This window comes from Pseudanabaena sp. 'Roaring Creek', assembly GCF_001402795.1.
Classification (GTDB): Bacteria; Cyanobacteriota; Cyanobacteriia; order Pseudanabaenales; family Pseudanabaenaceae; genus Pseudanabaena.
On record NZ_LIRE01000047.1, the window covers coordinates 16,198 to 39,344 of the forward strand.

Below are 23,147 nucleotides of genomic sequence, written 5' to 3' on the forward strand. Positions count from 1 at the left end.
AAACCTTTCTAATTTTTGATGCAATTAGATGATCAAACCTACTAATGGCTATGTAGATGATGAATATCAGTGTAGTGAGCATGACGATGTTTGGTTGGCGAATGCTCATGAGTATGAGTATGTGGTTCGGTTAGTAACATATCTTCAGGATGATCATGTTCATGATGTGGATCGTGAGTATGTTTGTGTTCATGCCAGAGATATTCATGTTGATGTTCATGGGTTTTAGGAGATAACAATATCTGAACCACTGACAGAAGGGCAAAACCGATCAAGCTTCCGTAAAGAAATGACGTATTGCCCTGACTTCCTAGCCAACCTGCAATGGGATAGGCGATTGCCCACCATAGATGGCTCCAAGCAAAATGTGCGCCATAAACTCGCCCTTGAAGGTTTGCAGGAATCTGATCAGCGATGAGAGTCTGAGTCGGTAGATTTACAAAAACCTGTCCCATTCCTGCGATCGCCCAAAGAAATATCAATGGCACTAAACCGACATAATTAGCGGGTAGAATTGCGAGAGTAATTATAATTGCACCAAACAAAACCAGAACTGTACGTTCCCATTTCTGGTTAATTGCTCCTACAGTTACCGCCGCTATAGTTGCGCCAATGCCAAAAGCAGCCATTACCCAGCCATATTCTAAACTGCTTAGTTTGAGAGTTCCTTTTATGTAGCCTACGGTATTAACTAAAATCTGCGCTCCTGCGATTGATGCTACAAATTGGAGCATCAGAGCATAGCGAATAAAAGCATTAGCAAATAAACGTGTGGTTCCTTCTTTAACATCACCAATAATTGTAACGATCGTTCCTTTTGTCGATTTTTCTGAGTTCTCATTTCGCTCTACTCTCAGTTGATTTGGAAGTGTGAAAATCAGAATTGCGGCGAGAAAGAAAGAAATTGCATCCAGAAAAAATATCTGTCTTGCGCCAATCCATGCCGATACACTGCCAGCAATGCCAGGGCCTAAAACGCCTAATAATTGATAAGTAGCAGCAGAAAGGGCGATCGCCTGAGCATATTCAGCTTTACCTGTGACTAAGGGAATCGTGGCTTGATAAGTTGGCGTAAAAAAAGCATTGAATACATTAAGGGCAAAGACTAGAACATAAATCTGCCAAACTGCATTTACAAAGGGCATGATTCCCACAATCACCATTCGCGCAATATGGGTTATGACGAGAATTAGTTTGCGATCTAGGCGATCGGCGATCGCACCTGCAATGGGAGAGAGGATTACAAAAGCTGTTACACGCAAGGTCAAAGCTACAGAAAGCACTACAGCACTATCTTTTCCTGCTAGTTCAAAAGCTAGTAAAGCCAATCCTAACCACGTTAGAGCATCACCAAATAAGCTGATAGTCTGAGCAGTATAGAGTCTGGCAAAAGTTGAATTATTGAGGCATCGTAATGGTGAGGGAACCTGTGGCATTTTTGTTTGGCTAAAATAGGTATCGATAGTTCTTAGGTTTAGAAAGACTCAATTTTGTTAATCATTTGAGATCCACTTATTTTACTCGTAGAGGCAAGTTCTTCAGCTAAAAATTTACGATAAAGCTTGGGTAAAAAAGGTGTCATCAAATTATCTTCAAGCCCACTGCCTAGACTAGTCCAAACATCAGATAACTCAATTAACGCATCTTCAACCCGATCTTTTTTGAGCAAAGTTAAAATATCCACATTCCATTGATGATGATCTTTGAGCCATCGATAGACAACGATATCTTGGTACTCAGGCTCAAAACTATAGGTTATGCCATCTATGGTTTCAGATGGATTGGGATGATATTTAGAAGCTTTTTCGATCCAAGTAGAGGTAAGAAATTGATACCTCCCAGAGGCGGTGGAGCATTTTCCTTTATTTACGTCAGTTTTAATCGGAATGCATTGATTAGGATGTTGACTTAGATCGTGAACATGATCTCCACCATATAAAAGCGCATAGGAGTTCTTACCACTGGACTCGCTTGCAGAAATAGTTCTCATCAAAGCTCGAATATAGGGATCGCCATTAGACATAGCTAGTGGTGGCACATCTTCAGATACTTTCAGATAGTTAACGTGTCTTATGACGTTCTGGGCATTTTGGAGAAACCAGAGTAAGGCAAATAGGCTCAGAATTGAAGCGATGTCCCAAATCTTTTGCTTTCTACTGTATACCTTATCTTCGCCATCCTTATTATGTTTTTGTTTTGAACGATAAAAGAACATAGAGATAATTTTTAAACAGTCGCAATAGAATCTTAAAATTAAAAAATTTTGACTTTAAGAACTAAATTAAGGCGAATTTGTTCCTTAGTCTAGTTCTTAAAGTCTTTATGGCTATGATTTAACTAATACTTGTGGGTTCTCATTCACCTCGAATTGCTTCTCAAGGGTGACAAGTTTTTGTTTGGGAACTAACCACTTACCAAACTTGGCATAGATGGCAGGAATCACCAACAAAGTTAGGGCTGTAGAGGTAAATAGACCACCGAAAACCACGATCGCTAAGGGTTGAAGAATTTCATTTCCTGCTTCTTTAGAGAGTACCAAGGGTAGCGTTCCTAATGCCGAGGTAAGTGCGGTCATTAGGATGGCATCGATTCGCTCCAAAGAACCTTTCATAATCACCCCTTTAAGTGGCATTCCTTGCGCGAACTTGCTGTTGTAGTTATCAACTAGCAACAAGCCATTACGAACAGCAACTCCAAACAGGGTAATAAAACCGATAAGGGAGGCAATGGAAATCACACCACCAGTAAGCGCGATGGAAATAATCCCACCGACTAAAGCTAGAGGTAAGTTGATCATGATGGCGATCGCAGCAGGGATAGATTTCACCGAAAAGTACATCAATATGAAAATCACGATCGCGGCGAGAATACTGAACACTAACAGGTTATTAGTAGCTCGCTCCTCTGATTCAAACTGTCCGCCATATTGGATAAAGTAACCGTTGGGCAGTTTTACTTTTTGCTGAATCTGAGCTTGAATGTCTTTGACAACGTTGTTGAGATCGCGACCAGCAACGTTGGTGGAAACCACGATTAGCCGTGAGACATCTTCTCGATTGATCACATTTGCGCCCATACCGTAACTAATCTGAGCAACTTCACCGAGGGATATCTGTTGCCCTGTCGGGGCGATCAGAGGGATGGCGCGAATATCATCGAGGCTATTACGAGATGATTCTTGTAATAGGACTAAAGTATCAACTAGCTGCTGATTTTCTGATAGTTGCGAAACGACGCGACCATTCAGAGCAGTTTCGACAACATTGGATATCTGTTCCATACTCAATCCATAGGTTGCCGCCGCCGTGCGGTTGTATTGAATCTGGACTTGACGGATTGGTAATTGCGGTTCTAGTTGCAAATCCACAAGCCCAGCAACAGGCTCGATCGCATCGCGTACTTGTTCACCAATGGTTCGCAGTTGAGCGAGGTCAGAGCCATAGATTTTGATCGCGATCGCACTTCTGACACCCGATAGCACTTCATCCATACGGTGCGAAATAAATCCACCAATATTCGGAGCTACCCCCGGTAATTTATTGAAGGCTTCCCGCAATTGCTTGATGCTTTCTTCCCGATTTTTCAGGGCAGCATCGCTTAATTCCACATCCACATGAGCCATGCTTACGCCTGCACCATCTGCATCCCCAGGGGCGCGTCCTGCTCTCACTTGCACCCACTCGTATAGTGGATTGCCCTTGAGCGAGTTGGATAGTGCCATCCCTGCGCGATTGGTCATATCTAGGGATACTCCAGGGAAAAGTACCATCGAGTTAACCATAGACTTTTCTCGAAATTCGGGCAGAAAAACTCGTCCGAGGGAGGGAACAATCACGCTCGTTGCAACTAGGGCGGCAAGGGCGAAACCGAGAATAATCATCGGCGATCGCATCGACAAACTTAAAAATGGACGATATAAGCGTTCTGCCCAGCGTGATGCAAATGTATTTTCTTGAGGTAGAGTGTGATTTGCGAGGAGAATAGCGCACAAAGCGGGAGTTAAAGTCATTGCCACAAATAGAGAGGCACATATTGACAACAAATAGGCAAGCCCCAATGGTGCAAAAATCCGCCCTTCTACTCCAGTCAAGCTAAAAATTGGTGCAAATACAACAATGATGATCACCGTTGAGAAGATCACTGCCATCCTTACTTCCACAAAGGCATCAAAGATTACCTGAAAAGAATGTTTGGGAGTGCTTTGAGCTTGATTGGTTCGGAGTCCGCGATAGCAATTCTCCATATAAACGATCGAGTCATCAACAAAAGCCCCCAGAGCAACAACTAATCCCCCTAAGGTCATGGTATTGATGCCCAAGCCTAACGCTTTCATAAATAGCAATCCAACCAATAATGATAACGGAATCGCCGTTAGTGTAATTACAGTAGTACGCCAGTTCATCAAAAACAGCAGCATGATCACCGATACAATCACAATGCCTTCTATGAGCGAAGTACTTACATTTTTAATTGCCGCATCTATAAAGTTAGCTTGGCGGAAGGTGCGAGCGACTTGCACATCGGCAGGAAATGTCGTTTGCAAAGACTGCATTACCGCTTCTACATCCTTGGTGACAGTGGGCGTATCCACATCAGGCTGCTTGTTAATCATCAGCACCACCGCAGGTTTACCGTTAAAGCTGCCATCGCCACGCTTTAAAGCTTTTCCCGTTTTTATCTCCGCGACATCTCTCAGCAGAATTGGTTTGCCATTATCAACCTTGACTACTGATTGCTGTAAGTCTTGAATTGATTTGACTTTGCCAATACCGCGTACCAATAATTCCTGACCACCACCAATCTGGAAGCCAGCAGGTGCGTTAGAATTTGCGCCTCTAGCTGCATCAGTAACTTCAGTCAGAGAAACATTCAGCGATCGCAATTTGGCAGGATTGACTAGCACCTGATTCTGACGTTCATCACCACCATAAATTGTCACCTGAGTCACCCCTGGGACGGATAAAATCTGGTTTCTCAGATTCCCCTCAACCAACTGGCGCAGATCCATTAGCGAAGTTCTGCCCTGACCATTCACCGTAAAGGCATATTGCAAAATAGTTCCCAGTGGCGAAACTAAAGGCGAAATTTCTGGCGGATGTACCCCTTCAGGAAGCTGATTTGTCACCTGCTGAAGTCGCTCTGTAACCGATTGTCTTGCTCGGTAAATATCAGCATTTTGATCAAATACCACATTCACCATCGACAGCCCCACCTTAGAGGACGATCGCACAATCGTTACCCCTGGCAAGCCATTAACCGCACTTTCAATCGGGATTGTAATTTGTGACTCCACTTCATCGGGCGCAAGCCCAGAAGCTTCAGTGTGAATATCGACTTGAGGTGGTGCAAATTCAGGAAATACATCCAGAGGCATCTGCGTCACAGTAAAGACTCCCCACAAGGTGATTAAAATCGCACAAACGACAATCAGCCATCGCTGCACGATTGAGCCTTTAAGAATCTGGTTCAAAATTGAGTTAGACATCGAGCTTAAACGTCTCCTTGATCTTTGGAACGAGAGTTAAGCTTTAGTTTTTTGCGGCCGCTTTGACGATTTTTGAGTAGAAAAATTCCACCACCGATCAATGCCAATGCACTACCGCCAACAACTACACCACCAACTAGCAAGTTGCTTTCTTGCGACAATACACCTTGATCGCTGTGAGCAATTCCTTTAATGTGGGCTTGATTATGTTCTGCTGTACTTTGGGGAGTGGCGATCGCGGTTGCAACTGCATTAGGACTAGCGACCGTACTGGGACTAGCTACTGGATCGGCTTTCTGAGTCTTGCGAGATTGGGCATAGAGAGACAAACTACCCTGAGTCACCAGTTTTTCGCCTACTGATAGACCATCAATAACTTCAATATTTTCTCCCTGAGTCTTACCAGTCTTGACTTCCACTGGCTCATAGAAGTTTTTGTACTGCACAAATACAAGTTGTTTACCATCAGCCTCAACCAAAGATGTTACTGGAACCATCACCCCTGCGGCACTTTTTGCAGTTTGAGCGATCGGTGTAACAATAATCCCAAACTGTTGATCGGTTTCGGAATTTATCTGCACGCGCTGAATCTTGCCTTTAGACTGAAATTCATCTCCATGTCCGACATGGGCAAATACAGGGCTGGCGACAGCTAAAATTGCTGCTAGGACAGCACTAACTAATGGCAATTTTTTCATAGGATATCCTCACAATGGCATAGGGCTGAATAAATTCTTAAGTAGCTTGCCAGAGGTGCGATGAAATCGAGGTGAAACGCAAATTGTTTCGCTACAATCAAGCTCGTGATTAATTTACTTAGATCCATGCGAATTTTGCTTGTAGAAGACGAAATAGACTTAGGAACAGCGATTAAGCAGGTTTTAATTTGTGAAAAGTATGTAGTGGATTGGGTAACTGATGGCGCTCAGGCTTGGTACTATCTCGAAAATCAATGGACAGACTATTCTGTGGCAATTTTTGATTTGCTCCTGCCCAAACTATCGGGGCTTGAGCTATGTAAAAAACTGCGATCGCAACAAAATCCATTGCCCGTACTCATGCTCACGGCTCTAGGACAGCCCGAAAATCGGATCGCAGGGCTAGATTCAGGAGCTGATGACTATTTGGTTAAACCGTTTGTGATGGAAGAACTTTTAGCAAGGTTACGCGCATTGCAAAGGCGATCGCCAAATTTGCAACCACAAATTCTCACCATCGGCAAATTTTCTCTGGATTATGCCAATAACGCACTATTAGTGACGGAATCTGATCAAGTATCACAGGTAATTCCCTTAACAACAAAAGAGTTTCAGATTCTCACTTACCTCATGCAAAATGCTGATCGCATTATTTCAGGCAGCAAAATTCGCAATCAACTTTGGGATCTCAATGAAGAGCCAATCAGCAATGTAGTTGCAGCGCAAATGCGTTTATTACGTCGTAAATTATCAAGCTATGGCTGTGAGTGTCCGATTGAAACGATTCCCAGTCAAGGCTATCGGTTTAACACGCAGCCATGAACACCCATCTATTATTTCGCCGTAGCCGTACTCGTCTCGCACTTTGGTATGCGGGGGTGATGGCAGTGATTTTGAGTTTGTCGGGATTTAGTATGTATCGCTTTCTCATTCAATCCAATTGGGAAGCGATGGAACGGGAAATGGAATCGATCGCAGGGACTTTGCACGATAGTTTAGAACCGATGTTACCTGCTTCTGAAGAACCAACCGCAATTTTACGGCGGATTTTGCCAGAACTCTGTTTAGTAGACCAGCCTTGTAATGTCAGTCCTACTCTAATTCAACGGCATACTACTGGCATTAGCGATCGCAGTACATATTACATCCGTCTCTTCAATTATCAAGGTAAACTGATCGCCTTTTCACCCAGTCAAATACTTAAAGAATTACCTTCAAGTTTATCTGATCAGCCTTGGCAAACTTTTCAAAGTGCTAATGGAATCCGTTATCATCAGTTCACGATTATTCTCCATAGCGATGATGCCAAGAGTCATCAGAGACAGCAACATAAAGTCAAAACTTCTTGGGGCTATTTGCAAATTGGGCGCACCTTAGAACCCTTTGATGCAGAAGTAACGCGAATCAAAATAATTTTGGCGATTGGATTGCCGATCACTTTGATTTTAATCGCTATTTCTAGTTGGTGGCTATCTAAACTAGCAATGCAACCGATTTACAAATCCTATCAACAACAGCAACAGTTCACCGCCAATGCTGCCCATGAATTGCGATCTCCTCTAGCCAGTCTCCTAGCTACTGTCGAAGCAATCTTACGAGTACCACAAGCTAATCTCGAAGATACGCAAACTATGCTCTATAAAGTAGAAAAGCAGGGAAGGCGCTTGAGTAATTTAATTGCTGACCTACTGCTGCTGTCTAGTCTTGAGCAAAATTCATCTCCAAAAAAATTTCAATCCTGCTGTTTAAATGATTTAGTCAGCGACTTGACCGAAGAAATGTCAGAACTTGCCACTGCATCGGATATTCACTTAACTAGTCAAGTTCCTTCTACAGAAATCTATGTACTTGGTAATGAATCACAACTTTATCGACTGGTATCAAATCTCATTGCTAATGCAATTCAGTACAGTCCTGCTCAAGGATCTGTGCATATCAGTTTAGAAGTCCAAGACCACAATGCTGTTATCGCCGTGAAAGATAAAGGGATTGGCATTCCTAAGGCTGAGCAAAATCGAATTTTTGATCGCTTTTATCGAGTTGATGGCGATCGCTCTCGCAAAACGGGAGGGACGGGTTTAGGCTTGGCGATCGCACAGGCGATAGTGCATCATCACCAAGGTCAGATCACTGTCAAAAGCGATCTCAGTAAAGGTAGTTTATTCATGATTCACTTACCCTTTCATTAATTTATCGCTAGTTCAGTAGCATAATGAGGCTGTAAGTTTTATCTGTTACGCAGTAATCGTAGTCCACTAAGTGTTACCAAGACTGTAGATCCTTCATGCCCAATAACACCGATTGGTAGAGTAATCCCTCCTACAAAGTTTGCAATTACTAGTACAGCAACGAAGCTAAGTGCGAATATAATATTTTGCTTCACAATGACTTGAGACCGTCTTCCTAATTCAATAGCAGAGGCAAGTTTTTCCAATCGGTCAGCCATTAACACGACATCGGCAGTTTCAAGAGCAACATCACTGCCAGTTACTCCCATAGCAATTCCCACCGATGCTTGAGCTAGAGCAGGAGCATCATTAATCCCATCACCAACCATAGCCACAGTTTGATATTGCTTTTGGAGTTGTTGTACTACATACACCTTATCCTCAGGTAGAAGATCGGCGTATACCAGATCGATTCCTAAATTTTGAGCAATACTCTGCGCCGTGCGCTGATTGTCACCTGTCAACATTACAATTTGCCTAATTCCTAAGTGTCTAAGATGCGCGATCGCCTGAGATGCTCCTGGTCTAACTGTATCAGCAACGGCAATAATTCCGAGAACAGAGCCAGCATAACCAACCCAAATAACTGTTTTGCCTTCCTTTTCCAATTTATAACAATGTTGCTCTAGTTCAATTGCATCAGACTTCATCAACTTCTGGACAAAGATACCATTGCCAACTACGGCTATTCGATCCTCAATTTCTCCAGTAATGCCTTGACCAGCATGAGCTTGAACGTTTAGCCCTTCACGCCATTGTAAGCCCTTTTCTTTAGCTGCTTGTACGATTGCTATACCAATAGGATGTTCTGAAAGACTCTCTAAGGCTGCTGCAACTTCTAGTAATACTTCTTCTGATGTTTCTGCCGTTACGATCTGGACAACTTTAGGTTTCCCAATTGTTAGGGTTCCAGTTTTGTCAAAGGCGATCGCTTTTACACGTCCCATTAATTCCAGAGTGGCTCCACTCTTAAACAGAATGCCTTGCCTTGCCCCATTAGCAATTCCCGATAATAAAGTCGGCATAATCGCTGCCATCAATGCACAGGGAGAAGCCACCACCAAAAAGATCAGTGCTCGATAGATCGTAATTGACCAATCCCAGCCCAAAACAAAAGGCGGTAATGTCGCTAATAAAACTCCTACAATCACGATTGCTTTAGCATAGCTCCGCTCAAACTTTTCGATTAGTTGCTGAGATGGAGGACTTTCAGTCTGAGCTTGTTCTACTAAGCGAATTACTCGCTGAATTAAACTACTTTCTGGCGGCTGATGGATTTCAATCCTTAAAGCTCCGTAGCAATTGATTGTACCTGCGAAAACTTCATCACCCACTGTTTTTTCAACAGGCATAGATTCGCCTGTAATCGAGGCTTGATTGAGCGTGCTAAATCCTTCAATCACTAAACCGTCAGTGGGTACTAACTCTCCTGGTTTGAGAATTACTAGATCGCCAATTTTTAGCTCTGAGATCGGCACGATTTGCTCAATACCAAGCTGCATAACTCTCGCCGTATCTGAGGTCAAACTCATTAGCCCGCGAATACTGCGCTCAGTTCGCTGCATAGCGTATCCTTCTAGTGCACCGCTAACAGCAAAAATTAGAATTAGAACTGCACCATCAATAATCTGGTAGTAGTCCCGTTGCCATAAACCAAGTGTTGCCGCACCCAAGGCAGCCACAATCATCAGTAAATCAACATCTAGTTCTCTTTCTTTCCATAGCGTAGTTAATCCATCTCGCGCACTCTCAAACCCACCGACAACATAAGCTATAGGCAAAATTAGTAAAGCCAGTCCAATCCAACCTGCATTTAGTGCTAACCAGCCTAGTAAAACAAGGAGAGCGCAGAAAGCTGCCGCAATAGCATCGGGATGATTTTTAAATAGTGCAGGAAAGTTTGGAAAATGAATCTTGGGAGACATCTAATTTGATTGCAATAGGAATTTTCTTACTCTAAACCTTGACATTAATGTTAAGGTCAAGTGATTGCATAAAATAGCAGTATGGCAATTCAGCATCTAACAATCAAAGAACTGACAGAGAAGGTCGGCGGGGGCATTACACCGCGTATGGTGAGGCATTACCATCTTTTAGGACTATTGCCGCAGCCTATTAGATCGTCTGGTAACTATCGACTTTATGCAGAGCATGATGTTCAACGACTTAGGCGGATTGTGGCATTGAAACAGCAGGGCTTCCAGCTTTCGCATATTCATCAATTACTAGACACATCCCCCGATCCTGAAATTACTCAAGGTCTGATGATGCAACTTCAGCAACAGTATCAAAGAGTAATGCAGCAAATTGTCCATCTAAGGCAAACAGCATCTGCATTGGAGAGTCTACTAGGACGAGATCGGAACTGTCAGATTGCACAAGCTGAGGCGATCGCCCAACTGAAGCTATTAGAAATAGAGACACAGAGTGGCTTAGGAAATATTGAAAAGATCTGGCAGGGTCTAGATGCAAATGTTTGCTTTCACCCCGAATCATTTCAAGAATCCTTACAACAACTATTACCAGATCTATCCGACCGTTCTGAAATTGAGGTAGATTTGCTATCAAAACTAGTGCTTGCCTGTGGTGATGTCAGTTTAGTATCGTTTGTACGATTGAGTAGAGATGCGATCGGCTCGGCACGCAATGCTCTTAAAGCTGGTTGTCAAATTGTGACTGATGTTCCTATTATCAGCACCGCATTAGATCTAACAAGACTTAAGCATCTGGGTTGTGTGGTTGAGACTTTAATTAATAATCCTCATATCAGCACTGCACCTGAAGCCGAGCAAGCATTCTGGCAAGAAGCTATGTGGCAAGAGCGTCTACAGCAATTATCTGAAGGTTGTATATTGGTTATTGGTTATGCACCTTCAATTCTTTTAGCAGTGTGTGAGGCAATCTCTAATCAGAAACTTCTCCCCTCACTGGTGATTGGAATGCCGCTTGGCTTTAGCCATGCGCCCGCCGCCAAGCGTACACTCATGCAACTTGACATTCCATTTATCACGATTGATAGCGCGTTAGGTGGTGGTCTACTGTCAGCTACAGCATTAAACTCTTTAGTTGAAACGCTGATCGAAAAACCAGATTGCCACTGCTATCTGAGTTTGTCAGCTAATTAATAATCATTCTCAGCTTCAGAAATCTACTTTTATGATAGATGAGTAGTTCTTTGTCAATTACTATGCACGACTACCTTTTTTAGAAACCGTGTCAGGAAAACGCCGCCGCAACCCGTATAGCCAAACTAAACCAAAAACACCCAATGAGATCGCCACAAGACTGATGATTTGGGCAGTACGAAGCGATCCAAACATCAGGCTATCTGTCCGCAAACCTTCAATCCAAAAGCGCCCTAGACTATAAGCGATCGCATAAGTCATGGTTAACGTCCCAGTTCTGATTTTGGGAAATCTGAAGAATAGAAACACCAAGATCGCGAATACACCGATATTCCAGACTGATTCATATAGAAATGTGGGATGGAAGTATGACTCGCTTGCAAATTCGGCTGGACGGCGATCAACGGGAATAAATAATTTCCAAGGGAGATCGGTGGGTGTACCAAAAGCCTCAGAATTAAAGAAATTGCCCCACCGCCCGATCGCTTGTCCTAAAATCAGCGCAGGCATAATAATATCTGCCATTAACCATGCTGAGATTTTTTGGCGTTGACAAAAAATAATTGTGGCAACAGTACCGCCAATGATTGCGCCATGAATCGCGATGCCGCCTTCCCAGATTGCAAAAGCCTTATACCAAGGTTGATTTTGGAAGCGTTGCCATTCAAATAAAACATAGTATAGACGGGCGCAGGGAATAGCACCAACCACCAACCAAATTACGAGATTGCCGACTATATCTGGATCAATACCACGTTTTTTTGCAAGTTTTTGGGCTAATAGTGTGCCGATAACAACTGAGGAGGCAATCAGCATTCCGTACCAACGGATCGAAAGTGATCCGATTCCAAAAGCGATCGGACCTGGAGATGTAAACTCAAATGCAAATGGTAAGAAGTTAAGCATTAGAAATGATGTTGTGTGAAGTTGAAACAAGAATCTATTCAAAAACAAAAATGTTGTTTACAGCATTTTTGAGGATTAATGATCAGGCAGCATATAAAGAAAGTTATGATCGCCTTGATATCCTGACAAATCAGCAAGCTTTTGAAGCGGTTGCTCACCCGAATAAAACTTGCCATTAATGTCCCATGTAGGCACTGTCTCAATTTTAGCTGCTTCACAGAGTTTTGGTTGAGAGTTTTTACCATCAGGTAAGCACTCAATCCAATTCAATTCGGCTAAAGCTTCTTTACCAAAAAGTTGCTTTTGTTTGTAGCAATGAGGACAGGTATAGAGAACATACATCTTTGCACCGATTTGTTTGAGATGCTTAGCTAGGGAAATTTCGGCAGTACCTGAAGTTGTCGTAACTTCCCAGCCTATTCCCTTTTTAGGTCTTGCTGTTGGTGTTTGGACAATTTGTTTTCCTGTAGCGGCATCAATGGGTAGAGTTACACTTGCGATCGGTTTATTCACACTTCCATAGATAGCGAATGACCCAACAATAGTAAGAGTGGCGATGAGCGCACCTGTGAAGAATAATTTTCCGATGTCTTCCCATTTGCGACCAATGACCGATAACACAAATAGACTGGTAGATAGAAGCGCAGAAGCGATGCAGTAAATACAAGCAGCCTGAATTACCGTAACTAACAAATAAATCAAGTAGCCACTAAATATCATCATTGCAGTACCACCCATAAAGAGTAGTAATCCTGTCCAGTTATCTAGCTTAGTACGAAGTTCCTTTTGTTCTTGCTTAACTAATAAAGGTGCGATCGCAAAAGCAATCATACTGGCATAACCCAAACAGCCAAATAGCGATAGCGGCAAACCGAAAATCTTGGCATAGGGAGAAGTAAGCACTATATCGCAGGCGTTGGTCGGGCAGGCTACCGATGATTGGGAAAAACTAACAAAGGTAAGATAAGCGGTGATCACTAAGCCCAGAGTCGATATTGCAGCCATGATCGGGCGGTAATATCGCTGTAACCAAGTATGCGATAGCTGTTGCTGACGGAGTTCTTTGACTTTTTGAGCGGTAGATGAGATTGAATCTTCAGGAATATTTTCGTTCATAATTTTTTCAATATTTAAAGATTATTTCAAAACTCTGGTCGCATTGGCGATCGTCAGATTAACGACTTAACGACTAAAACTAAAAGTGGTCTGTAGTGAAGCACGAGTGGAGGAAATCGAATTTGGGTACATAGACAATTTTCGAAGCTTTTTAACCTTTGCGAAAATAGCAATATATGAACTTTTGCTCTATTCCAAATGGCGTTTCGTGAGATTCACTGACGGAATGCACTAAATCAAAGTTATTCCCAAACTCGTTATGCAAGGTATCCGGATTGTAACGAACGATTTCTAATCCGCTACAACGCGAAGGCCCATCAATACCGAAAGTAGCAATAATAACGTGACCACCAGTTTTAACCGAATTCATGATAGCTTTTACATATTTCTGACGGTCGGCGGCGTTGGTGAGAAAGTGGAAAACAGCACGATCATGCCAGACATCATAAAAATTATGTGGCAGTTGAACTTGAGTAATGTCGGCTACCAGCCAATTAAGAACTTCTGACTGAGAGCCAATCCGTTCTCGTGCTACCTGAAGGGCTGCTGCCGAAATGTCTAGAACTGTGATGTTTTGATAATTCCTGACCAATAAGTTGTCCGCTAGAGTGGAAGCCCCACCACCAATATCGATAATTTGACCTGATTTATCCACATTGGAGCGCTCGATAAACTGCAACGAAACTTCAGGATGTTCCTGAAACCAGCTTACCTCTGTAGAAGCTTTTGTCTCGTAAACGTTTTCCCAGTGAGTTTTGGTTTCCATATTTTTCTATGTAGCTAGGGTGAATAAGTTTTCTATTCTACGCATCGCATGGCTACTTGAAATCTATTTCAGAACCCTAGTCGCATTAGCGATCGCGGCTAAAGCCACACCGACATCCGCAAAAACAGCTTCCCACATAGTTGCTACGCCGAAAGCACCAAGCACAAGGAATACGGCTTTGATACTCAATGCGAAGATGATATTTTGCCAGACAATACTGTGGGTTTTACGAGCAATTTGAATTGCTTCGGCAATCTTGGTAGGAGAATCATTCATAATCACCACATCTGCCGTTTCGATCGCAGCATCGGAACCCAAACCACCCATTGCCATACCAACATCCGCTCTGGCTAGTACTGGCGCATCATTGATGCCATCACCAACATAGATAACTTTGTCTTTTTTGCCTGATTTACTGAGAATCTCCTCGAAAGCCGTGACTTTACCTTCTGGCAACAATTCTGCTACGTAGGAATCGAGTCCTAATCTGCCAGCGATATCAGCAGCGACACCATCGTTATCACCAGAGAGCATAATCACTCGCTTGATGCCGATTTGATGCAGATCTTGAATCGCTTTTACTGCATCATCTTTAATTTCATCAGCAGCGATGATGTAACCTGCATATTTCGTATCTATGGCAAGATGCACCACGCTACCAGAGACTTGGCAAGTATTGTGAACAATATTTTCTCGATGGAGCAGGCGATCGTTACCCGCAAGCACAAGGCGATCTCCGACCATTGCCCGAATGCCATGCCCAGCGATTTCTTCGTAATGAGTAACTTTGGTTAAGTCCAGTTCTCCTTTATATGCTTCTTTAATCGATTGGGCGATCGGATGCGTAGACTGCGCTTCGATATGAGCAGCCACAGACAATAATTCATCTTGGCTAAATCCATTCTCAGTTACAATCTGCGTGACGTGAAAGGTTCCCTTTGTCAAAGTCCCTGTTTTATCGGAAACAACTGTTTTCACATCGTTCAATACATCTAAGAATGTCGAACCTTTGATTAAAATGCCTTTCTTTGCCGCTCCACCAATGCCGCCAAAGTAGCCTAGAGGAATGCTAATCACCAGACCACAAGGACAGGAAATCACCAAAATTACTAAGGCGCGGTATACCCACTCAGCCAAGGTTGCGCGAGGAATAACTAGGGGTGGAATGATGGCGATCGCTAAAGATACAAACACGACAATCGGTGTGTAGATCTTGGCGAACTTGGTAATGAATTTCTCAGTTTCTGCCTTTTTGCTACTCGCATTTTCTACTAAGTCGAGAATTTTAGCGATCGAAGATTCTCCAAATAACTTGGTGACTTGAATATCCAAAATCCCAGTTTTATTGATCGTTCCTGCTAGGGCAGCATCGCCGACTTTGACAGAACGCGGCACGGATTCACCTGTCAGAGCAGAAGTATCTATTTGAGAAATTCCGACAATTATAGTGCCATCAAGAGGAATCTTCTCACCTGCTGTAACTGTAATAATGTCGCCGATTTTGACTTTATTAGGATCGGTCTTCGTAACCACACCATTCACTTTGAGGTTGGCATAGTCGGGACGGACTTCTAAAACAGCTTTAATTGATCGCCTTGAATTACCAACGGCATAGTCTTGGAAAAGCTCGCCCACTTTAAAGAACAACATTACGCCAACAGCTTCTGGTAATTGATGAATGGCGATCGCCCCTAATGTCGCAATGGTCATCAAGAAATTCTCATCAAAAAATCTGCCTTTAAGAATATTCTTGCCAGCTATCGTCAGCACATTCCAACCACTTAATAAATAGGCTGGAATCAGAATCAAATACTCGGCAAAACTGTAAGGAGTATTATGCAGAGGTTGGTTATAAATAGAACCTATCAATAACAGGGCAGTCACCACAACCACTGGAATTACTTCTTTTTTAAGATCGAACTCCCCAGCCTCATGACTATGCTCGTGGTCGTCACCTTCTTCATGATCATGATCGTGATTCTTGGGATTTTTAGGCGCATCTTCACCGCAACAACTACTTGACATACTAAATCCTGAATATATGAACAACTATTCAATAGATTAGCACTAACTTCAACCTTTATTGATTTTCAAATCAATAAGCTTTATGCCTAAACTTCTTTCAAATGATTGGCAACTTCTCGGTAAAGATTGACAATATGCTCATCCGCGAGGCTGTAGTAAACATTACGCCCTTCTTTACGGTACGTGACTAATCTCGCTGATCGCAAAATTCGCAGTTGATGAGACACCGCAGAATCACTCATTTTCATGGCTACAGCCAAATCACAAACACATAATTCTTGCCCTGCCAGAGCAGATATGAGCCGCAATCGATGAGGGTCGGATAACACTGCAAAAAAATCTGCCATCTGTTGTGCTTGTTTGGGCGAGAATATCTCAGACTGACAAGCAACCACCTTATCTAGATGCACCAGATGAATCTCACAGTTTGGTGCATCATCAGTTTTTATAGGCTGTGTTTTCGACTCGGCTGGCATGGCAATAAAAATTGATAATCATTTTCAACTTTAATCTTACCAGAGCCTTATTTTTACTTTGAACCTTATTTAGTCCTTAAGCTATGCTTGCATTTCCACAAGCCCCATCATGCCAAGATCTTCATGATCGAGGACGTGACAGTGATATACAGTTTTCCCCACAAAATCGCGAAACGGAATCCGAATCCGCACTGTTTCCTTCGCGCGAACACGTAGGGTATCTTCCCATGCTTGATAAGGATCGGGCTTGCCATTGCGATCGATTACTTGGAAAGGGTTTGTATGCAAGTGAAACGAGTGTTCCATGCCATCAGTATCTACGTTTGCGATCTCCCAATCTTCTGTAGTTCCTAATTTTACGACAGCATCTACTCGATTCATATCAAAGGGTTTGCCATTAAATAGAAATGCCATCTGCATTCCCATTCCCATTGACATTGACATTTCGATGCGTCGAGTTGCGATCGGTTGAGGTAATACTTCTACAGGAATGAGTTTTTGTGGTAATGGGAGTGGCTTTGCCAGCTCGTCTTTATAGGCGATCTTAGCAATAACTTGGGTTGTGCTATCTACAGTTCCACGATTACCCATCATCATGCCACCATTATTCATACCCCCCATCATCGCAAATCCGCCGCGATCGTAAGGTAAATTGAGCAAGCGATATTGTTTGGGATTGCGATCGCCTCGAACTAACACCTCTGCGCGTTCGCCAGGGGATAATAGGATTTCTTTTAGTTCAACAGGTTCGGCGATCGCACCACCATCAGTGGCAATCAAATAAAACGGGTGATCTTCGAGACTGAGACGATAAAAACGGGATGTTGAAGCGTTGATCATCCGAAAGCGCAACAAACCGCCAGAGGCTAAAGAAAACGTGGGATTTACTTGTCCGTTAACGGTAAGAATTGAGCCTTCCCGTCCGCGCATAACGTCCATATGATTAGGGACAGGAATTTTGCCATTCGCATCAAGGGCAAAATCTTTCAAAAACAAAAACTCTTCTTTAGCGGCTAGAATTTCAGGAATTTCATCCAATGCACCACGCACGATAAAGATTCCTCCTAAACCCGCAAATACCTGTTCGGCGACCATTTCATGCATGTGGGGATGATAGAAAAATGTTCCCGCAGGATGATTTTTCGGTAGGGTAAATTCATAGGTTTCAGTTTCACCAGAGGGAACCGCAAGAAAAGCATTGTCAGCTTTTCCTGTGGGCGGAATGTGTAACCCGTGATAATGAAGGTTTGAGGCTTGAGATAACTTGTTAGTGAAACGGATGCGTACAGAGTCCCCAGCTTTTGCTTCTAATCTCGGTCCTGGAATTAGCCCGTTATAGGTCAATAAGTTCCCCTGTTGTTGCCCCAATTGGATGAGGCTGGGACGTGCTTCTAAAGCCACATCTAATAAGCCATTGGAATTAGTTGTAAATACTTCAGCACCATTAGTCTTTTGAGGAAGTGACATTGAGGTACTAGCCCAACTGCATTGGGTTAATAGTACAGATCCAGTAGCACCAGCACTAAGGGAGAGAAACCTACGTCGATTAATGGAATTCATATATATTCAGGCTATGAGCCATGACAAAGAGAGATAGGAATAATGACTTGGAGACTTGATTGAAGGGTTTAATACATCTCTAGACACTACTTTTATATCTAGTTTGACTTGGCACAATGAAATCAGGATGAAATATCCTGTTTACTTACAAACCTTAATAAATTTCTAATTCAGCTAATTTCATAGTGGTTTCACAATCTTATGAAACAATGATTAGCTTATCGGTTCACCATATATTTGATTCATGCTCAATGCCGTTGTCAAATGGTCGATCGCGCAGCGCTGGCTAGTAGTGATTGCCTCAATCTTAATCTTGCTATGGGGATTTCGGGTATTAACCCAGATGCCCCTAGATGTATTTCCTAACTTTGCACCGCCGCAAGTGGAGATTCAAACTGAGGCGACGGGGCTAGCTCCTGAAGAAGTAGAATCGCTGGTGACAAGACCGATTGAGAGTGCCATTAATGGAACCCCTGGTGTAGAAAAGGTGCGTTCATCTTCGGCAGTGGGTATTTCGGTTGTGAAAGTGATATTCACTTGGGATACAGATATCTATCGGGCGAGGCAGTTAGTTACAGAGCGATTGCAGCAAGCTCAGAGCCAATTACCTAAAGGTGTGGGTATACCGCAGATCTCTCCGATTAGTTCTCCAATTGGGGCGATCGCTAAATATGCTTTCACGATCGACGAAGGTGGTAAAACTAACTTAATGGAAGTACGGCGCATCGTGGATTGGCAGGTAAAAAATCGGCTGTTAGCAGTTCCAGGGGTAACACAGGTTGTAATTTTTGGTGGTGATATTCGTCAGTATCAGATATTAGTCGATCCAGTTAAATTGCAACAATATGATGTGACCTTATCAGAAGTTACCGAAGCAGCCCGAAAAGCAAATGTGAACGCGGCGGGTGGATTCTTGACTAGTCCAGATCGCGAACTCTTGATACGTGGTATTGGACGGATTGAATCAGCAGAGCAATTGCAGAAATCGGTAATTAAATCTAAAAAAGGAGTGCCAGTATTACTCAGTCAAGTTGCCGATGTCAGAATTGGTGCGGAGCTAAAACGGGGAGACGGGAATCTCAATGGCAAAAAATCGGTTGTGGTAATTGTGAACAAACAGCCGAACGCTGATACTCCTTCAGTTACCAGAGCCGTAGAAATAGCGATCGCGGAAATTAAACAAGGACTACCAAGCGATGTAAAAGTCGAAACGACTTTTCGCCAAGAAGAATTTATCGAGGCATCCCTTAAAAATGTTGAGGAATCCTTGCGGGATGGCACGATTATTGTATCCGTCGTTTTGATTCTATTTTTGATGAACTGGCGCACCGCCGTAATTTCCTTGAGTGCGATTCCGATTTCGTTATTGCTAGGAATGATGGTGCTGTCATGGACGGGACAGGGCATCAACACGATGACCTTGGGGGGATTGGCGGTAGCGATCGGTTCGGTAGTAGATGATGCGATCGTGGATATGGAAAATGTCTATCGCCGTCTCCGTGAAAATCAAATTGCAGGCACACCAGTGCCGCCGTTGGAAGTAGTTTTTAACGGCTCAGTGGAAGTTCGTGTTAGTGTTCTCTTTTCGACTGTAATTATTGCGGTCGTATTTGCGCCAATTTTTGCCCTTTCTGGAGTGGAAGGTCGAATTTTTACGCCGATGGGTGTTGCTTATTTACTCTCGATTGTTGCATCGACGCTAGTAGCACTAACTCTAACTCCTGCTCTTTGTGCCTTGCTCTTGGTAAATCGCCCTTTACCTCCTGATGAGACTTGGTTAGCGCATAAATCTCAACAAGTTTATCGTCCTGCTTTAGTCTTTGCCATTCGTCATCCCAGTATTGTTTTGGGAGTAGCGATCGCCGCTTTGATTGCTTCGATGATTATCTTGCCATCCCTCGGTCGAGTATTTTTACCCGAATTTCAAGAGCGATCGCTAGTAATTTCCACAGTTCTCTATCCTGGGGTTTCACTGGAAACTACTAATCAGGTTAGTTTGGTTGTGCAAGAACATCTTAAAGATGATAAACACTTTGACGCTTTGCAACTGCGATCGGGACGCGCCCCCGGGGATAGTGATGTGGGCGGCGTTAACTTTGCTGAGCTAGATGTGGAACTCAGTGAATCAGGTGTAAAAAAACGTGAGGAAAGCGTCGAAATTCTTCGCAAAGAATTTGCAAAAATCCCAGGGGTTGCGGTAAATATTGGCGGATTTATTTCCCATCGGCTTGATGAGGTTCTTTCGGGTGTGCGAAGTGCGATCGCCGTCAAGATCTTTGGTGCTGATTTAGAGCAATTGCGAACCATTGGTCAACAAGTACAAGCCGCGATGAATAACGTCAATGGAATCGTAGATTTGCAAGTAGAACCACAAGTACCGATTAAACAATTACAGATTCGCTTCGATCGTGATGCTGCATCTCGTTACGGCTTGCAAGTCGGCGATTTGGCAGAAACTATTGAAACGGCTCTGAATGGCAATATTGTCTCTCAGGTTTTGCAACAACAGCAAGTATTTGATTTACTTGTGTGGCTAAAAGAAGATTCGCGCAATAATCAGGAAACTATCAGCAATCTATTGGTAGATGTGCCTGATGGAAAGAAAGTGCCACTTTCCCAAGTTGCTAAGGTTTCCTTTGGTGAGGGACCCAATACAATTAATCGTGAAAATGTTTCGCGGCTAATTGTCGTATCAGCCAATGTGAACGGTCGCGATTTAGGCTCGGTGATTAAAGATATTCGCGATCGCATTAAGACTCAAGTGCAATTACCCTCTGGTTATTACATTCAATATGGCGGTCAGTTTGAATCTCAAGAACGCGCTACTGAGACTTTACTATTTGCAGGGGCGATCGCTTTTATTGCCATTACCATACTGATTTACTTCGCAGTTAAATCCATTCCCGCCACGTTCATGATTATGATTAATCTGCCACTTGCGCTAGTGGGGGGTGTAATATCTGTAGCGCTTGGAGGTGGCATTATCTCAGTCGCTTCGATGGTAGGATTTATCACGCTTTTTGGAGTTGCGACAAGAAATGGATTGCTGTTAGTGGATAACTACAACACCAAATTAGCAAAGGGAATGCCATTGCAAACGGTACTAGTGGAAGGTTCCCTAGAGCGTCTTGTTGCCATCCTAATGACCGCCCTCTCTTCAGCCTTGGGCATGGTTCCTCTGGTTATTGGCACTGGCGCAGGCAAAGAGATTCTACAACCGTTAGCGGTTGTAGTTTTAGGTGGGCTGTTTACTTCGACAGCCCTCACCTTGCTGGTTTTACCAGCTTTGTATTCCCAGTTTGGGAAATACATCATTCCTAAATCTAATTTGGATAGACAGGTTGAAGTGCCATCTATCCAAGAATCTATCTCCTAAGGAAATCTATGCGATTATTTCAACCGATTCTTCTCAGTCTGAGTTTGGCTAGTTTAGCAGTACTAGCAGCCTGTAGTAACAGTACCCCAACGACGACAAGCTCAACACCTGCAACTACAGTAGCTAAGTCCGTTGAGACACCTAAAGCTAGTTCTTCTCCTAGCATGGCAAAATCTGAAACTAAGAGTGATAATCCTAAAAAGGGAGGACAGGTGATTGAATCAGGAATCTATCATTTAGAGTTAGTTCCAGAGCCTGAAGAGAATGGTATCCATCTTGATTTCTTTTTGCTAAAGGGTGACAATCACGAAGCAATTCCTGATGCCAAGGTAACTGCACAGGTACAGCTACCTGATGGCACTCAAAAGAATCTTGATCTAAAATACGATGCCCCTGAAAAGCACTATACAGTAGCACTATCAGGTAAAGCGGTGGGCGAGTATAAAGTCGCAATTTTGTCAGATATTAAAGGTGAAAAGGTAAACGGGCGATTTAACTTTAAGTTGTAGTCATGTTCTTCTAAAAATAGAGATCAGGAAGGGGAAAACATTTTCCCCCTCTATTTCTTGATATTTAAAATCGAGCTACCTAGAAAATAGCTCGATTTCATCTTGATTTCATTATCTGGCTTTAAACTATTCAGTAACTAAGAAATTTGAGTTCTATGAATTTCACTAAATTGAACATCCTATCTCACAGTTTGAGTCTAGTAGCAATTATCTCGATTGCAACTGGAGCTTTAGCAGCCTGTTCCACAACAACTCCAGAAACATCTGCTTCTACTTCTACTGTTGCGATTAAACCTAGCTCTACGCCTGCGGCTGAGACGGCAATGCCTAGCATGGACAATACGCATAATATGAGCAATATGCATATGACAATGGATTTAGGACCAGCCGATGCTAATTTTGACCTTCGATTTATTGATGGTATGATTCCGCATCACAAAGGTGCAGTTGAGATGGCAAAAGAAGCTCAACAAAAATCACAGCGTCCTGAAATTAAAAAACTAGCCGATGAGATTATTACCGCTCAAGCTAAAGAAATTACTGAACTACAGACTTGGCGCAAACAATGGTATCCCAATGCTAGCAACAAGCCAATGGCACACAATGCTCAAATGGGACATATGATGGAGATGAGCGATGAACAAATGAAAGGCATGATGATGAGCCAAGAATTAGGGGCGAAGGATGCTGAATTTGATCTACGCTTTATCAATGCGATGATTCCCCATCATGAAAGTGCAGTGACAATGGCAAAAGATGCTTTAGCTAAATCCACTCGCCCAGAAATCAAGAAGCTTGCACAGGATATTATTTCTTCACAGCAAGCAGAAATCAAACAAATGCAAGAATGGAAGCAAGCTTGGTATAAAAAATAATA

Annotated in this window: 17 protein-coding genes; 6 read left to right on the forward strand and 11 right to left on the reverse strand. The window is 43.0% G+C overall.

The genetic code is table 11. From position 1 onward, the window contains the following. Window positions 1-41: 41 nt before the first annotated feature. The 4 genes from AC805_RS01505 to AC805_RS01520 form a co-directional block, all read right to left on the reverse strand. Window positions 42-1,436 carry an MFS transporter gene (locus AC805_RS01505; RefSeq protein WP_055073775.1) on the reverse strand — a complete coding sequence of 465 codons (1,395 nt, stop codon included), beginning with the start codon at window positions 1,434-1,436 and terminating at the stop codon, window positions 42-44. 38 nt (window positions 1,437-1,474) lie between these two features. Next, window positions 1,475-2,215 (reverse strand): glycoside hydrolase family protein, encoded by a 741-nt coding sequence (locus tag AC805_RS01510; protein WP_055073776.1) that lies wholly within the window; start codon window positions 2,213-2,215, stop codon window positions 1,475-1,477. Window positions 2,216-2,326: 111 nt separating this feature from the next. Then, window positions 2,327-5,485 (reverse strand): CusA/CzcA family heavy metal efflux RND transporter, encoded by a 3,159-nt coding sequence (locus AC805_RS01515; protein ID WP_055073777.1) that lies wholly within the window; start codon window positions 5,483-5,485, stop codon window positions 2,327-2,329. A gap of 5 nt (window positions 5,486-5,490) precedes the next feature. Further along, window positions 5,491-6,183 (reverse strand): hypothetical protein, encoded by a 693-nt coding sequence (locus AC805_RS01520; RefSeq protein WP_055073778.1) that lies wholly within the window; start codon window positions 6,181-6,183, stop codon window positions 5,491-5,493. A 126-nt stretch (window positions 6,184-6,309) separates the two neighbouring features. On the opposite strand from AC805_RS01520, the gene rppA reads away from it, so the two are divergent. Both rppA and rppB read left to right on the forward strand, forming a co-directional pair. After that, window positions 6,310-7,005 (forward strand): two-component system response regulator RppA, encoded by a 696-nt coding sequence (rppA, locus tag AC805_RS01525; protein WP_055073779.1) that lies wholly within the window; start codon window positions 6,310-6,312, stop codon window positions 7,003-7,005. Continuing rightward, entirely contained in the window at window positions 7,002-8,372 is a 1,371-nt protein-coding gene (gene rppB / locus AC805_RS01530; protein ID WP_055073780.1) for a two-component system sensor histidine kinase RppB, read from the forward strand. Before rppA ends, rppB begins: the two co-directional genes overlap by 4 nt. A gap of 38 nt (window positions 8,373-8,410) precedes the next feature. Here the strand turns inward: rppB and AC805_RS01535 are convergent, their stop codons facing one another. Continuing rightward, complete coding sequence (locus tag AC805_RS01535; protein WP_055073781.1) at window positions 8,411-10,336, reverse strand: heavy metal translocating P-type ATPase; 1,926 nt, start codon at window positions 10,334-10,336, stop codon at window positions 8,411-8,413. An 81-nt stretch (window positions 10,337-10,417) separates the two neighbouring features. Between AC805_RS01535 and AC805_RS01540 the strand changes: the two genes are divergently transcribed. Next, window positions 10,418-11,536, forward strand: coding sequence for a precorrin-8X methylmutase (locus AC805_RS01540; protein ID WP_055073782.1), 1,119 nt, complete (start codon window positions 10,418-10,420; stop codon window positions 11,534-11,536). Window positions 11,537-11,596: 60 nt separating this feature from the next. Here the strand turns inward: AC805_RS01540 and lgt are convergent, their stop codons facing one another. From lgt to AC805_RS01570, 6 genes are all read right to left on the reverse strand, one after another. Continuing rightward, window positions 11,597-12,442, reverse strand: a complete 846-nt coding sequence (gene lgt / locus AC805_RS01545) for a prolipoprotein diacylglyceryl transferase (RefSeq protein ID WP_055073783.1) — start codon at window positions 12,440-12,442, stop codon at window positions 11,597-11,599. 75 nt (window positions 12,443-12,517) lie between these two features. Further along, window positions 12,518-13,558 carry a vitamin K epoxide reductase family protein gene (locus AC805_RS01550; protein ID WP_197278597.1) on the reverse strand — a complete coding sequence of 347 codons (1,041 nt, stop codon included), beginning with the start codon at window positions 13,556-13,558 and terminating at the stop codon, window positions 12,518-12,520. Window positions 13,559-13,709: 151 nt separating this feature from the next. Then, window positions 13,710-14,324, reverse strand: coding sequence for a class I SAM-dependent methyltransferase (locus AC805_RS01555; protein ID WP_055073784.1), 615 nt, complete (start codon window positions 14,322-14,324; stop codon window positions 13,710-13,712). Between the two features lie 63 nt (window positions 14,325-14,387). Continuing rightward, the gene (locus tag AC805_RS01560; RefSeq protein WP_055073785.1) at window positions 14,388-16,349 is read right to left on the reverse strand and encodes a heavy metal translocating P-type ATPase; all 1,962 of its coding nucleotides are present in this window, start codon (window positions 16,347-16,349) and stop codon (window positions 14,388-14,390) included. Between the two features lie 86 nt (window positions 16,350-16,435). Next, on the reverse strand, window positions 16,436-16,825 hold the full coding sequence (locus AC805_RS01565; RefSeq protein ID WP_055073786.1) for a helix-turn-helix transcriptional regulator: 390 nt from the start codon (window positions 16,823-16,825) through the stop codon (window positions 16,436-16,438). 81 nt (window positions 16,826-16,906) lie between these two features. Next, window positions 16,907-18,385 (reverse strand): multicopper oxidase family protein, encoded by a 1,479-nt coding sequence (locus AC805_RS01570; RefSeq protein ID WP_055073787.1) that lies wholly within the window; start codon window positions 18,383-18,385, stop codon window positions 16,907-16,909. A 244-nt stretch (window positions 18,386-18,629) separates the two neighbouring features. Here AC805_RS01570 and AC805_RS01575 point away from each other — a divergent pair, with 244 nt between their 5' ends. The 3 genes from AC805_RS01575 (at window position 18,630) to AC805_RS01585 (ending at window position 23,145) form a co-directional block, all read left to right on the forward strand. Further along, window positions 18,630-21,761 carry an efflux RND transporter permease subunit gene (locus AC805_RS01575; RefSeq protein ID WP_055073788.1) on the forward strand — a complete coding sequence of 1,044 codons (3,132 nt, stop codon included), beginning with the start codon at window positions 18,630-18,632 and terminating at the stop codon, window positions 21,759-21,761. A gap of 8 nt (window positions 21,762-21,769) precedes the next feature. Beyond that, on the forward strand, window positions 21,770-22,270 hold the full coding sequence (locus AC805_RS01580; RefSeq protein ID WP_055073789.1) for a hypothetical protein: 501 nt from the start codon (window positions 21,770-21,772) through the stop codon (window positions 22,268-22,270). A 155-nt stretch (window positions 22,271-22,425) separates the two neighbouring features. Continuing rightward, complete coding sequence (locus AC805_RS01585; protein ID WP_055073790.1) at window positions 22,426-23,145, forward strand: DUF305 domain-containing protein; 720 nt, start codon at window positions 22,426-22,428, stop codon at window positions 23,143-23,145. The last annotated feature ends 2 nt before the right edge of the window (window positions 23,146-23,147 follow it).